General features: G+C 63.5%; 13 protein-coding genes. 3 read left to right on the forward strand and 10 right to left on the reverse strand.

Going from position 1 to position 13,802, the window contains the following annotated elements; genetic code table 11:
• Window positions 1-173 precede the first annotated feature (173 nt).
• On the reverse strand, window positions 174-1,112 hold the full coding sequence (locus tag J2X76_RS11930) for a LysR family transcriptional regulator (protein WP_310216183.1): 939 nt from the start codon (window positions 1,110-1,112) through the stop codon (window positions 174-176).
• Window positions 1,113-1,226: 114 nt separating this feature from the next.
• Here J2X76_RS11930 and J2X76_RS11935 point away from each other — a divergent pair, with 114 nt between their 5' ends.
• Window positions 1,227-2,402 carry an acyl-CoA dehydrogenase gene (locus J2X76_RS11935; RefSeq protein ID WP_310216186.1) on the forward strand — a complete coding sequence of 392 codons (1,176 nt, stop codon included), beginning with the start codon at window positions 1,227-1,229 and terminating at the stop codon, window positions 2,400-2,402.
• A 96-nt stretch (window positions 2,403-2,498) separates the two neighbouring features.
• Here the strand turns inward: J2X76_RS11935 and J2X76_RS11940 are convergent, their stop codons facing one another.
• Together J2X76_RS11940 and J2X76_RS11945 are read right to left on the reverse strand one after the other, a co-directional pair.
• Complete coding sequence (locus J2X76_RS11940) at window positions 2,499-2,990, reverse strand: SRPBCC family protein (RefSeq protein WP_310216187.1); 492 nt, start codon at window positions 2,988-2,990, stop codon at window positions 2,499-2,501.
• A gap of 148 nt (window positions 2,991-3,138) precedes the next feature.
• Window positions 3,139-3,612, reverse strand: coding sequence for a VOC family protein (locus J2X76_RS11945; RefSeq protein ID WP_113130352.1), 474 nt, complete (start codon window positions 3,610-3,612; stop codon window positions 3,139-3,141).
• A 336-nt stretch (window positions 3,613-3,948) separates the two neighbouring features.
• On the opposite strand from J2X76_RS11945, the gene J2X76_RS11950 reads away from it, so the two are divergent.
• Window positions 3,949-5,385, forward strand: a complete 1,437-nt coding sequence (locus tag J2X76_RS11950; RefSeq protein ID WP_113130353.1) for an NAD-dependent succinate-semialdehyde dehydrogenase — start codon at window positions 3,949-3,951, stop codon at window positions 5,383-5,385.
• Window positions 5,386-5,515: 130 nt separating this feature from the next.
• Window positions 5,516-6,622 carry a DNA alkylation repair protein gene (locus J2X76_RS11955; protein WP_310216191.1) on the forward strand — a complete coding sequence of 369 codons (1,107 nt, stop codon included), beginning with the start codon at window positions 5,516-5,518 and terminating at the stop codon, window positions 6,620-6,622.
• A 181-nt stretch (window positions 6,623-6,803) separates the two neighbouring features.
• Here the strand turns inward: J2X76_RS11955 and J2X76_RS11960 are convergent, their stop codons facing one another.
• From J2X76_RS11960 to J2X76_RS11990, 7 genes are all read right to left on the reverse strand, one after another.
• Window positions 6,804-7,826 (reverse strand): sulfate/molybdate ABC transporter ATP-binding protein, encoded by a 1,023-nt coding sequence (locus J2X76_RS11960; protein ID WP_113130355.1) that lies wholly within the window; start codon window positions 7,824-7,826, stop codon window positions 6,804-6,806.
• A complete protein-coding gene (cysW, locus tag J2X76_RS11965) occupies window positions 7,823-8,722 on the reverse strand; it encodes a sulfate ABC transporter permease subunit CysW (protein WP_310216194.1) in 900 nt (299 codons plus the stop codon). The genes J2X76_RS11960 and cysW overlap by 4 nt, the downstream gene beginning before the upstream one ends.
• 2 nt (window positions 8,723-8,724) lie before the next feature.
• Window positions 8,725-9,546: a sulfate ABC transporter permease subunit CysT gene (cysT, locus tag J2X76_RS11970; RefSeq protein WP_310216196.1), complete on the reverse strand. Its 822-nt coding sequence runs from the start codon at window positions 9,544-9,546 to the stop codon at window positions 8,725-8,727.
• 203 nt (window positions 9,547-9,749) lie between these two features.
• Complete coding sequence (gene cysP / locus J2X76_RS11975; RefSeq protein ID WP_310216199.1) at window positions 9,750-10,748, reverse strand: thiosulfate ABC transporter substrate-binding protein CysP; 999 nt, start codon at window positions 10,746-10,748, stop codon at window positions 9,750-9,752.
• Window positions 10,749-10,988: 240 nt separating this feature from the next.
• On the reverse strand, window positions 10,989-11,192 hold the full coding sequence (locus tag J2X76_RS11980; RefSeq protein WP_113130359.1) for a DUF1059 domain-containing protein: 204 nt from the start codon (window positions 11,190-11,192) through the stop codon (window positions 10,989-10,991).
• A 471-nt stretch (window positions 11,193-11,663) separates the two neighbouring features.
• Entirely contained in the window at window positions 11,664-12,551 is an 888-nt protein-coding gene (gene mmsB / locus J2X76_RS11985) for a 3-hydroxyisobutyrate dehydrogenase (protein ID WP_310216201.1), read from the reverse strand.
• Between the two features lie 24 nt (window positions 12,552-12,575).
• Window positions 12,576-13,655, reverse strand: a complete 1,080-nt coding sequence (locus J2X76_RS11990) for an enoyl-CoA hydratase/isomerase family protein (protein WP_310216203.1) — start codon at window positions 13,653-13,655, stop codon at window positions 12,576-12,578.
• Window positions 13,656-13,802: the final 147 nt, after the last annotated feature.

A 13,802-nucleotide genomic window follows, 5' to 3' on the forward strand; every position in this document is an offset into this window, starting at 1 on the left:
CAGCCGCGAACTCAATAGAAGAGGGAGTATGCCGCGATACCCCCCTCTGCCCTGCCGGGCATCTCCCCCTCAAGGGGGGAGATCGACATGCCGCACCGTTTTGCCCTCTCAGCCCTTTTGGTTCAACCGGTTAAGCCTCTGCCCTTGTGGGAGGGTTAAGACCACCTCAGCGCCTACCACCCCACCACATCCACATTCTCCCGATACCTTCCCACCTCCTCCAGCAGCCACGCCCGGAAAGCCACCACCGGCCGGAAACCCGTCTTGCTCATCGGCGCCACCGCATAATAGGCGCTGGGGCTCGTTACCTGATGCGGAAAGGCCTCGACGAGCTGGCCGCTCGCCAGCTCCGAGTCGATCAGGAAAAGCGGCATCAGCGCGACGCCGAGCCCGGCGATACAGGCCTGCGCGACATTGCCGAACTGCTCGAACCGCATGCCCTGCGCCGGCGTGCCGGTAACGCCGAGGCTTTCGAACCAGTGGTTCCAGGCGCCCGGCCGCGAGGCCATGTGCAGCAGCGGCAGGCGCATGAGGTCCTCGCCCTTTTTGATCGGATGCGCGGCAAGGAACGCCGGCGATGAGACCGGCGCCACCATTTCCTCCATCAGGAAGGTGCACTCCGCCCCTGGCCAGTCCGGCCCCTTTTCACCCATGGGCCCAATATGGATCGCCATGTCGATGCCGTCGCGGTCGAAATCGAAAATGCCGATCCGGGTGGCGAAATTGAGGGTGATCTCCGGGTGCCGGGCGACGAATTGCGGGATGCGCGGCATCAGCCAGCGGGTGCCGAACGTCGGCAGGATGGCAAGGTTCAACTGGTCGCTATGCCGTTTGGTCATGACGGCCAGCGAGGCCGAGCGGATCTGCGACAGTGCGTTGGCGACCGCCTTGGCATAATCAGCGCCGGCGGCCGTCAGCGCCACGCCGCGGCTGGTGCGGTCGAACAGCTGGATGCCAAGCTGCTCTTCCAGCCCCGAAACCTGCCGGCTGATCGCACCTTGCGTCAGCGACAGCTCTTCCGCAGCCCCCGAAAAGCTGCCGAGCCGCGCGACGGAATCGAAGGCGGCGAGCGCCGAGGTGGAGGGAAGCAGTTTTCGCGAGAGGCTGACCATGCCCTATTACTATAGATCATGGCAGGATGAGTAAACGGTGCTTGCTCTCCGGCACCGGCTGGCGATAATTCTTCAAACTTCAAATTGCCAAAATCGAAACCGGAGGCGAGACCCGTGGCTTTTTCCTGGAACGACCCTTTTCTTCTCGAAGAACAGCTGACCGAAGAGGAGCGGATGATCCGCGATGCGGCGGCCGCCTTCGCCAAGTCCGAACTCGCGCCGCGCGTCAACGAAGCCTATCTCGATGAAACCACCGACAAGGGCCTGTTCAGGCTGATGGGCCAGACCGGCCTGCTCGGCGTCACCCTGCCGGAGGAATACGGCGCCGCTAACGCCTCCTACGTCGCCTACGGCCTCGTCGCCCGCGAGATCGAACGCATCGACAGCGGCTACCGCTCGATGATGAGCGTGCAGTCGTCGCTGGTCATCTACCCGATCTATGCCTATGGCTCCGACGAACAGAAGAAGAAATACCTCCCCGGCCTCGTCTCCGGCGAACTGATCGGCTGTTTCGGCCTGACCGAGCCGGATGCCGGCTCCGACCCGGGCGGCATGAAGACCCGCGCCGAAAAGATCGAGGGCGGCTATCGCCTGCGCGGCTCGAAAATGTGGATTTCCAACGCGCCGATCGCCGACGTCTTCGTCGTCTGGGCGAAGTCGGAAGCCCATAACAACGAGATCCGCGGTTTTGTGCTCGAAAAGGGCATGAAGGGCCTCTCCGCTCCGAAGATCGGCGGCAAGCTGTCGCTGCGCGCCTCGATCACCGGCGAGATCGTGCTCGACAGCGTCGAAGTCGGCGAGGATGCGATCCTGCCGAACGTTTCGGGCCTCAAGGGTCCCTTCGGCTGCCTCAACCGCGCCCGCTACGGCATTTCCTGGGGTGTCATGGGCGCTGCCGAAGACTGCTGGTTCCGCGCCCGCCAATACGGCCTCGACAGAAAGCAGTTCGGCAAGCCGCTCGCCGGCATGCAGCTCTACCAGAAGAAGCTCGCCGACATGCAGACCGAAATCACGCTTGGCCTGCAGGCTTCGCTGCGCGTCGGCCAGCTGATGGACCAGCACAAGATGGCCCCGGAAATGATCTCGATCGTCAAGCGCAACAATTGCGGCAAGGCGCTCGACATTGCCCGCCAGGCTCGCGACATGCATGGCGGCAACGGCATCCAGATCGAATACCACGTGATGCGCCATTCGCAGAACCTCGAAACGGTCAACACCTACGAGGGCACGCACGACGTCCACGCCCTGATTTTGGGCCGCGCCCAGACGGGCATTCAGGCGTTCTTCTGAGCGGAAACTATACCGCTTTGACAAACCGGCCCGGCCGCTTTCCAGCGCGCCGGGCCTTCTTATGCCCGCATTTTCGGCCAAGCAGCGATCGTCTGTTTAGGCGCTCGCGCGAAGGGTGGCGAGAAGTTCATCAAGCTGCCTGAACTGTTCGGGCATCGCCCCTTCCATGCCGGCACAGGACTCGTCGCAGGCTTCTTTGGAAGGATAGAGTTCGCTCAGCACCAGCAGCGTCTTGCCATACCGTTCTTCGAAGGTGACCGTGGTCACGGAGCCGTTTTCGCTTTCGTCATTGGTCCAGACGAGGCGCGAGGGCGGCGACACTTCGAGATATTTGCCGAAGAAGGTCATCGAGCTATCGGCATCATGTCCGAACGTGACGCTGTAGCCGCCTCCGGTGCGGACATCCATCTCGCAGGAAAGAAGCGGGACGCCGCTGGATTTCGGCGCCCACCACTGCTTGAACAATTCGGGCTTGGTCCACGCGTCGAATACGAGGCGGACCGGGCCGTTGAAACTGCGCGTCACCACGAGTTCGCGTTCGGACCTCCGCTCGACCGCGGTATGGCCGTCACTCACATTCGTACCCATCGATTTTCTCCTTCCGTTTCAAAGCATCGACGGCTTCTTTCAGCACGTCGAAGCGCGGCTTCTTGATCTCTTGGCCTGATCGATCCAGGCCGCCTTCCACCGGCTGGCATGGCCAGCCGGCAATGGACCATCGTTGGGGGATGCCTCCTTAACCCCGCCGGGCAGCCTCGATCGCCGCAACGTCGATTTTCTGCATTTTCATCATCGCGTCGAATGCGCGCTTTGCCTCGGCGCCACCGGCTGCCATGGCCTCCAGGAGGACGCGTGGCGTGATCTGCCAGGAAATGCCCCACTTGTCCTTGCACCAGCCGCATTCGCTTTCCTGACCGCCATTACCGACGATGGCGTTCCAGTAGCGGTCGGTTTCCTCCTGGTTCTCGGTCGAAATCTGGAAGGAAAAGGCTTCGTTGTGCTTGAAGATGGGGCCGCCGTTCAGGCCAATGCAGGCGACGCCTGCAACGGTGAACTCCACCACAAGCACGTCTCCCTGTTTGCCGTCCGGATAATCGCCGGGCGCGTGGGTGATCGCGCCGACCGCGCTATCCGGAAAGGTCTTGGCGTAAAAGCGGGCAGCCTCTTCTGCGTCCTTGTCGAACCACAGGCAGATCGTGTTCTTTGCCATTTCATTTCTCCCTTTTGAAATCTGGCTACTCGGCCGTTGGTCACGACCATGCCTTAAAGACGCAGGTACTTTCGGCGATCCGACATCCATTCGAAAAAAACTGAAAATCCTCCATCGCCTCCGACATCCGTTCGCCATCGGCGAATTCTGCCCCTCATCCAGCCGCGGCTTTAACGCAAAAAATTCGCTTTAAAGCCGCGCACACCGTTGATTACCGGGCGCAGATATCTTAACTCAGGCACCGGATTCCCCCCGCGCATCCGCCGGCGGCTCCGGAAGGCCTCCCGCGTCTTCAGCCCGTCCCGCCCGCAATGTTTCAAACCGAAAGTGGACACCATGCACAGCTATCCGAACGTCAAGCTTTTCATCAACGGCGAATGGCGCGATGCCATCGGCGGCGAAACCCTCGAGGTTTCCGATCCCGCGACCGAAGAAGTGATCGGCAGAATAGCCCATGCCCGCAAGGCGGATCTGGATCTGGCGTTGGAAGCAGCGGACAAGGGCTTCAGGATCTGGCGCGACACCTCGCCTTTCGACCGTTCCAAGGTGATGCGCAAGGCTGCCGACCTGCTGCGTCAGCGCGTCGACCAGGTCGCCTATTACATGACCCGCGAACAGGGCAAGCCGCTCGCCCAGTCGAAAATGGAGGTGATGGGCGCCGCCGACACCATCGACTGGTTCGCCGAAGAAGCCCGCCGCACCTACGGTCAGGTCATCCCGGCCCGTTTCACGGGCGTCTCGCAGCTTGCGATCAAGGTGCCGGTCGGCCCGGTCGCAGCCTTCACGCCCTGGAATTTCCCGCTCAACCAGGTGGTCCGCAAGCTCTCCGCAGCCGTTGCCACCGGTTGCTCGATCATCGTCAAGGCGCCTGAGGAAACCCCGGCATCGCCTGCCGAACTGATCCGCGCCTTCGTCGATGCCGGCGTGCCCGCGGGTGTCGTCAACCTCGTCTACGGCATTCCGGCCGAGATTTCCGAATACCTGATCGCGCATCCGGTCATCCGCAAGATCTCGTTCACCGGCTCGACCCCGGTCGGCAAGCATCTGGCGGCGCTGGCCGGCAAGCACATGAAGCGCGCCACGATGGAACTCGGCGGCCATGCGCCGGTGATGATCTTCGACGATGCCGATCTCGAAAAGGCGATCGAAGTGACCGCCATGTCGAAGTTCCGCAATGCCGGCCAGGTCTGCGTCGCGCCGACCCGCTTCCTCGTGCAGGACGGCATCGCCGACAAGTTCACCGCCGGCTTCGTCAAGGCGGCGCAGGCGATCAAGGTCGGCAACGGCCTGGAAGAGGGTGTCGGCATGGGCCCGCTCGCCAACGAGCGCCGCATCCCGGCCATGGAAGCGCTGATCCAGGACGCCATCAGCCATGGCGGCGAACTGAAGACCGGTGGCCACCGCATCGGCAACAAGGGCCACTTCTTCGAGCCGACCGTTCTCGCCGAAGTCCCGACCTCGGCCAATATCATGAACGACGAACCCTTCGGCCCGGTGGCGATCATCAACCGCTTCTCGCATTACGACGATGCGATCGCGGAAGCCAACCGCCTGCCCTTCGGCCTCGCCTCCTATGCCTTTACCGGCTCGGTCAGGACCGCCCATGCGCTGAGCCGCCAGGTGGAAGCCGGCATGCTGACCATCAACCACAACGGCCTTGCGCTTCCGGAAGTGCCGTTCGGCGGCATCAAGGACTCGGGCTACGGCACGGAAGGCGGCTCGGAAGCCACCGAAGCCTATCTCGAAACCCGTTTCGTCAGCCAGATGAGCTGATCCGACGGTTTTTCGACCTAAGTTCTCAACGCCGGTCGGTGCTGACGCATCGGCCGGCGTTTTCTTTTGCGCTTGCCGCTTGCGTCCGAGTCGAATACGAAAACAAACAGTGAACACCGGATGAAGCGCCATGGCCGAGACTGAGACCGAAGCAGCACCGCTCCTGAAGGAAATCTTCAACCGCGAGCGCCTGGAGCATTTCGCCCGCGAGACGGTCGCCGTGCATCCGGGTTTCGACGGCGCACGTTTCCTGACGCTCGCCTCCATCGGCCTCGACGATCTCAGCATCATGCAGCGGCTGCGGCAGATCGCGGTCGTCTACCACGACATTCTGCCCGGCGGTTTTGCGACCAATCTCGAAATCCTCCGGGCGCTCGCGCCGCGCGTCAACCACGGCTTCGCCTCGATGGTCCTGCCGGAATATGTGGCGCTCTACGGCCAGGACCATTTCGACCTGTCGATGGATGCGCTCGCCTTCTTTACCCGCTTCGGCTCGTCCGAATTCGCCGTCCGGCATTTCCTGGCGAAGGACCTCGCCCGGACGCTGAAGGTGATGGAACGCTGGTCGCGGGACGACAACGAGCATGTGCGCCGGTTGTCGAGCGAAGGCTGCCGGCCACGCCTGCCCTGGTCCTTCCAGTTGAAAGAGCTGATTGCCGACCCGTCGCCCGTCGCCCCGATCCTCGAAAACCTGCGGAGCGATCCGAGCCTTTATGTCCGCAAGTCCGTCGCCAACCATCTGAACGACATCACCAAGGATCACCCGGCCTGGGTCTTCCACCGGATCGCCGACTGGCCGAAGGACGACCCGTGCACGGCCTGGATCATGAAACAGGCGCTGCGCACGCTGATCAAGAAGGGCGACACCCGGGCGCTGCACTTCTTCGGCGCCGGGCATAAGGCGGAGGTGACGGTCGAGAGTTTTTCCGTGACACCGTCATCCCTGAAACTCGGCGGGGCGGTGAAGATATCGGCAAGGCTCGTCTCGACCGCATCGTCGCCGCAGAAGCTCGTCATCGACTATGCGGTCCACTACGTGAAGAAGGCGGGCGGAACCTCGAAGAAGGTCTTCAAGTGGAAGGAGGTCACCCTTGATCCGGGCCGGACCTTGGAACTCGCGATCAGCCGCGCCATTCGCGACTTCACCACCCGCGTTCATTATGCCGGACGGCATGCGGTCGAGCTGATCGTCAATGGCGAGGTGCTGGCCGAGGGCGTGTTCGAGCTTCTGGCGTAGAATCTTCAACCGAATCGACCGAGCGGCCCTTCACCCCGCCTCCGCTTCGCTCGGCGCACCCTCTCCCCGCTCGCGGGGCGAGGGGGGGAACGGAGACGGCGCGGCACGTGTCCTTCTCCCCGCAGGCGGGGAGAAGGTGCCGGCAGGCGGATGAGGGGCATCTCCCGCCCCCGAAACCCGCTCACCCCAGCGCAAACACCTTCGCGCGCCGCAATGTCACGAACCCACCGTCGCCGGCCTGCAGCGCGCGTTCCGGCTCGACGTCGAATTCCAGCTGCTCACCCGTCTCGGCGGTCGCCAGCACCCGCCGTCCGTCCGGGCGGTCGAGGACGCGGGTGATGCTGGCCGGAATGCCCGGTCCCTGGGCGGACCAGTCGAGATCGGCCGGACGCGCGTAAAGTTCGGCCTTGCCGTCCGCCATGCCGGAGACATCGATCGCCGCGCCGCTGGCATAGGCCCGGCCGTCGCGCACTTCGGCGGCAAGCACATTGGCGTCGCCGAGGAATTTCATCACGAACGCCGATTGCGGGTTGCGGCAGACTTCCTCCGCCGTGCCCTGCTGGATGATATGGCCGTCCTTCAGGATGACGACGCGGTCGGCAAGATCCAGCGCCTCTTCCTGGTCGTGGGTCACGAAGATCGTGGTGATGCCGAGCTCGCGGTGGATCTCACGCAGCCAGCGGCGCAGGTCGTGGCGCACATTGGCGTCGAGCGCGCCGAACGGCTCGTCGAGCAGCAGAACCTTGGGATCGACCGACAGCGCCCGGGCGAGCGCCACCCGCTGCCGCTGGCCACCGGAGATCTGCGCCGGGAACCGGTCGCCGAGACCTTCGAGGCGCACGAGCCGTAGCAACTCGGCGACGCGGGCTTCGATCGCTGCCTTCTCGCGCTTTACCCGGGAAACCTTCATGCCGAAGGCGATGTTTTCCGCCACCGTCATATGCGGGAAAAGCGCGTAGTGCTGGAAAACGAAGCCGACGCCGCGGTCGCGCACGGGAATGTCGGTCGCGTCCTGGTCGCCGAAATAGATGTGGCCGCCATCGGCATATTCGAGGCCTGCGACCATGCGCAGGATGGTCGTCTTGCCCGAACCGGAAGGGCCGAGCAGCGCGACGAGCTCGCCGCTTTCGATCTCCAGTGAGACATCCCGCACGGCGCGAAAAGTCTCGAAGGTTTTGACCACGTGGTCGAGGCGGATTTTCATGAGGTTTTCTCCGCGGGACTGGCAACGAGAGCAGGCCGGGTGGCGGGGCGACGGACCCGGCCGGCGCCTTGCCGTTCCAGCGCCACCTTGGCGATGATGGTGAAGACGGCGATGAGCGCCAGGATGGAGGAGGCGGCAAAGGCGCCGGCCGCCTGGTAGTCGTGGTAGAGCAGTTCGATATGCAGCGGCAGCGTATTGGTCTGGCCGCGGATATTGCCCGAAACGACCGAGACCGCGCCGAACTCGCCCATGACGCGGGCGTTGCACAGCACGACGCCGTAAAGCAGCGCCCATTTGATGTTCGGCAGCGTCACCGAGAAGAAGGTGCGCCAGCCGGAAGCGCCAAGCGAGGTTGCCGCCTCTTCGAGATCGCGCCCCTGCGCCTGCATCAGCGGGATCAGCTCGCGGGCGACGAAGGGGGCGGTCACGAACATCGAGGCGAGGATGATGCCGGGTATCGCGAACAGGATCTTGACGCCGTAATCATCGAGCGTCGGGCCAAAAATGCCCTGCAGGCCGTAGACGAACAGATAGGCGACGCCGGCGACGATCGGCGACACCGAGAACGGGATCTCGATCACGACCAGCAGGAAACGCTTGCCCCGGAAATCGAACTTGGTGATCGACCACGCGGCCGCCACCCCGAAAGCGGTGTTGACAGGCACCGCGACCAGCGCCGTCAAAACGGTAAGCCCGATCGCATGCAGCGTATCGGGATGCGCGATGGTGTCCCGATAGACCTGCCAGCCTTTGGAAAAGGCTTCCACGCCGATGATCAGAAGCGGCGCAAGGATCAGGAACGCGCCGACGATCAGCACGATGCCGATCAGCAGACGGCGGAAGAGCGGCCCGTCGCCGACGCGCGGCGGTTTGCGGCCTCTGGGTGTGGCGCTCATGGTCAGTTCCTCACCGTGTAGCGAAGCGCCCGCGACTGCATCCAGTTGGTGAGCGCGAGCATGACGAAGGCGGTGAGCAGCAGCACCGAGGCAATCGCCGCAGCCGCCTGATAGTCGTATTCCTCCAGCCGGATGAAGACGAGCAACGCGGTGATCTCCGTCGACATCGGCTGGTTGCCGGCGATGAAGATGATCGCGCCGAATTCACCGAGCGAGCGGGCGAAGGAAAGCGACACGCCGGCCAGCAGCGCCGGGGTCAGGAGCGGCAGGATGACCTTGCGGAAGATCGTCCAGTCCGAGCCGCCGAGCGACTGCGCTGCCTCTTCCAGCGCCGGATCGAGATCCTCCAGCACCGGCTGCACGGTCCGCACGATGAAGGGCAGCGAGGTGAAGCACATGGCGATCATGATGCCGAGCGGCGTATAGGCGACCTTGACGCCGAGATCGGCGAGGATGGAGCCGAACCAGCCGTTGGCGGTGAACAGCGCCGTCAGCGAAATGCCGGCAACCGCCGTCGGCAATGCGAACGGCAGATCGACCATGGCATCGACGATGCGCCAACCCGGAAAGCGGTAGCGCGTCAGCACCCAGGCAAGTGCTAAGCCGAAGAACAGGTTGAAGATCGTGGCGCCCAGCGCGCTGAGAACGGTGACGCGGTAGCTGGCGAGCGCCCGGGTGGAGGAAACGATCCGCCAGTAGTCCTCCGGACCGAGGCTCGCCGCCTTGAAGACGAGCGCCACCAGCGGCAGGACGACGATCAGCCCGACATAAAGCAGCGTCACACCCAGCGACAGGCGTAATCCGGGCAGGACATTGCGTCTCAAGCGGTCGTTTCCTTTTCACAGCAAAACCCGGCGGATGAGATCCACCGGGAGGAAGGGATGACAGACGTTGCTTCTCCTCGACGTCCTCCTCGGCCTTGTGCCGAGGATCTGCTGTGCTCACGATCTAGCCTCGGCAGATGCTCGGGACAAGCCCGAGCATGACGGAGGAGCGCTCGCGCCGCCGATCAGTTACCGAAGACCGCTTAACGGCTGCCGTAGAGCTTGTCGAGAGTACCGCCGGAAGCGAAGTGCTCCTTCTGGATCTGGTCCCAGCCGCCGAAGACGTCGTCGACCTTGACGAGGCGGATCGCCGGGAACTGATCCTTGAACTCGCCGGCGACCTTCTCGTTGTTGACGCGATGGCCGAACTGGGCGGCGATCCGCTGGCCTTCCTCGGTATAGAGGAAATCGAGATAGGCCTTGGAAAGCGCTTCGGTGCCATGCTTCTTGGCGACCTTGTCGACCACCGCGACCGGGAATTCGGCGAGCAGGCTGACCGACGGGATGACGCTTTCGACCTTGGACGCGCCATACTGCTTGGCGATGCCGCGGGTCTCGGCCTCGAAGGTGATCAGCACGTCGCCGGTTTCGCGCTCGACGAAAGTGGTGGTGGAGGCGCGGCCGCCGGTATCGAAGACCGGGACGTTGTCGAAGATCTTGGTGATGTAGGCGTCGATCTTCTCGGCGTCGCCCTTGTAGGTTTCCTTCGCCCAGGCATAGGCCGCCAGATAGGTGTAGCGCGCATTGCCCGAGGTCTTCGGGTTCGGGAAGACGGCATGCACGTCGGCGCGGGCGAGATCACCCCAGTCCTTGATGTTTTTCGGATTGCCGGCGCGCACCAGGAAGGACGGGAAGGAGTAGAAGGGCGAGGCGTTGTTGGGATAAGCCTTGGTCCAATCCTTCGAAACGAAGCCGTTCTTTGCGAGGAAATCGATATCCGTCGACTGGTTGAAGGTCACCACGTCCGCTTCCAGGCCTTCGAGGATCGAGCGGGCCTGCTTGGACGTGCCGGCATGCGACTGGTCGATGGTGACGCCCGGATGGCTCTTGATGAAGGCCTCGTTCTCGGCGACGAACAGTTCGCGCGACACGTCGTAGGACGCGTTGAGCAGTTTCGTCGGCGACTGGGCCAGCGCCGGGTTAACGAAAAGCGCAGCCAAGGACGCGCTAAGGGCAAGCCCAAGGATCGGGAGGCGGTTCATGCAAGTCTCCGGTGTTGGATTGTGACTGCAAACTACCGGGAGACGCATCGGATCGCGAGGAACCGGGCACCCCGCATGGCGGGCACCTTAGAAATTTTGTCCATTTTCAGCCACATTCGGCGGAGCTTTTCCCTCGGGGCGCTCGCAAGCCTTGTCCGCGCCCGAGGGACCGATCGAGAAACGCCGCCCTCGTGAAGAGAGGCGGCGTCCCGGCATGACCGGAACTCCGGCACGACCCCGTCAGGCGACGCTGCGGGGAGCTTCCATCTCGTGGATGGCTTTTCTGATCTCGGAGCGGAATTCCGGCGTGTCCTGATGACCGTGCACGGTCATCGCATGCTGCACGGCTGCATTGACGAGTTCATCGGTATTGTCCGCCGAGATGGCAACGGTGCATTTCATCTCGCTCGGAAATTCGCGGCAATCGATGTATTGGCGTCCCATGTCTGCCTCCATCGCAAACCCTGACCCGATCGGTCAGGAGCAGCGATTTTACTCCCTTCGTCGATCACAGACAAACGACCCAAAAGATTGAAGCCAATCGTTCGTTCGCGGGCCAATCGTTCGTTCGCGGGGATGAATTCACCCTCCCGGAAAATATCTCCGCCTGCGATCAACGGCTTGGCCGCTCCAGCGGCTCGACTTCGTCCCCGCCTCCGGAACCGGCGCGACAATCCACATGTCATCGGATGGGAACCGGGTTCGCGAACCGGCCTTCCTCACGGGTTTTCGGCTCGGTTCCGATGATGGTCGACAAGGTGAATGGACGAGGGCCTGGCAATCCTCGGAAAGATCATCTAAGCGGCCGGGGCAGGCAGACCAGATCTACCTATACCCACATCACCCACTGCCTGCCCCATTCCCAACCATGCCGGTATCGCCGGCGTGGCCGGACGCGTTACCGCCGGCACCGGTTCAGGAACCCGCCTTCTCGCGCAGCATGTGGATGATCGCGGAAAAATCGTCGCCGCCATGGCCTGCCTTCTCGAAGGCGGCATAAAGCTCCGCCGCGTGGGCACCGAGCGGCGTCGCGGCGCCGGACTGGCTTGCAGCCTCCTGCGACAGCACCAGATCCTTCAGCATCAGCGCCGCGGCAAAGCCCGGTCTGTAATCGTGGTTGGCCGGCGAAGTCGGCACCGGGCCCGGAACAGGGCAATAGGTGGTGAGCGACCAGCACTGGCCGGACGAGGTGGAGGCGACATCGAACAGCGCCTGGTGCGAAAGTCCGAGCTTTTCCGCCAGGCCGAATGCCTCGCAGACGCCGATCATCGAAATGCCCAATATCATGTTGTTGCAGATCTTTGCCGCCTGGCCCGCCCCGGCGCCGCCGCAATGTACGATCTTCTTGCCCATCGCCTGAAGGATCGGCAGCCCGAGCGCGAACGCCTTTTCCGAACCGCCGACCATGAAGGTGAGCGTGCCGGCCGCGGCACCGCCGGTGCCGCCGGAGACCGGGGCGTCCAGCGAGATGCAGTTCATCACATCCGCCAGCTCATGCGCCTTGCGGGCGCTTTCCACGTCGACGGTGGAGCAGTCGATGACCAGGGTACCTTCCGGAATGAGGGTGGCGAGATCGGTCCAGACCGCGATCACATGCTGGCCCTTGGGGAGCATGGTGATGACGCAATCCGCATCCGAAACGGCTTCGGCAAGCGCCACGGTCCCCTTGACGCCCGTCTCGATGGCCGCCTTCACCGAGGCTTCCGAGAGATCGAAGCCGCGCACGTCGTGACCGGCCTTTACCAGATTGGCAGCCATCGGCCCGCCCATATTGCCGAGCCCCACGAAAGCGATCCTGGTCATTGTCTTCCTCCCGTCTTATCTGTCCTAAAGCCTGTGATCCGGAAACAGCACCGGATGGCGCGCGGCGAAATAGCGGTCGAGATCGGCGTCCGCGACTTCCTCCAGCGTTGCCGGAGACCATTTCGGATTGCGGTCCTTGTCGATGATCGCGGCGCGCACGCCCTCGTAGAAATCGTGGTTGCGCAGGATTTCCGCGCCGGCGGTGAATTCCCGCTCCAGGCACTCGACCAGGCTCGAGCTTTCGCGGCCGCGACGAAGCAGCCGCAGCGCCAGCTTGAGGCTGGTCGGCGAACGCTTGGCGATGGTCTCGCGCGCTGCGATGGAGAATGCATCATCCTCCCTATTCAGCGCTTCCACAATCTCCTCGATCGTATCGAAGCAAAAATTCCGGTCGATCAGTTCGCGATGAGCTTCGAGCCGACTTTGGCCGGGCACGACGGCGAAGCGGTCGATCACCGCCCTCACCTGCTCGTCGGACGCGCCGCCCTTCAGCTCCCCCAGCGCCTCGACCAGCGCGCCGAGCCGTTCCGAGGGCACGGTGACATCGGCGAGACCGGCATAGATGGCATCCGCCGCGCCGATCACCTCGCCGGTCAACCCCGTCCAGGTGCCGGTTTCGCCCGGCGCGCGGGGCAGCAGCCAGGTGGCGCCGACATCCGGCACGTAACCGATGCCGGTTTCCGGCATGGCGAGCCGGGTGCGCTCCGTGACGACCCGATGCGCGCCATGCGAGGCGATCCCGACGCCGCCGCCCATGACGATGCCGTCCATCAGCGCCACATAGGGTTTTTCGTAGCGGGAGATCATGTAGTTGACGGGAAACTCCTCCCGCCAGAACCGCGTGACCTCGGGATCGTCCGATTTGCCGCTCTCGTAGATGACGCGGATATCGCCACCGGCGCAGAGACCGCGTTCTCCTTCGCCCGTCAGGATGACGCAGGAAATCTCCGGGTCGCCGGCGAACCGCTCCAGCGCCGCCTTCATCGCCCTCACCATGGCAAGGCTCAGGCTGTTCAGCGCCTTCGGCCGGTTGAGCCGGATGACGGCCGCCGAGCCGATGTAATCGATGAGGACTTCGTCGGTCTTGATCGTTCCGTCCGCCATGTTGTTTCCTTTTACAATAAACGTTTTGCCGCCACGTCTGCCCCTCATCCGGCTGCCGCCACCTTCTCCCCGCACGCGGGGAGAAGGACATATGCCGCACCGCTGCCTCAAACTGCGGCGTGGCGTATGGCACGTCCCCTCTCCCCG

Origin of the sequence: Neorhizobium sp. 2083 (genome assembly GCF_031455615.1) — a bacterium.
In the GTDB taxonomy this organism is placed as follows: domain Bacteria; phylum Pseudomonadota; class Alphaproteobacteria; order Rhizobiales; family Rhizobiaceae; genus Neorhizobium.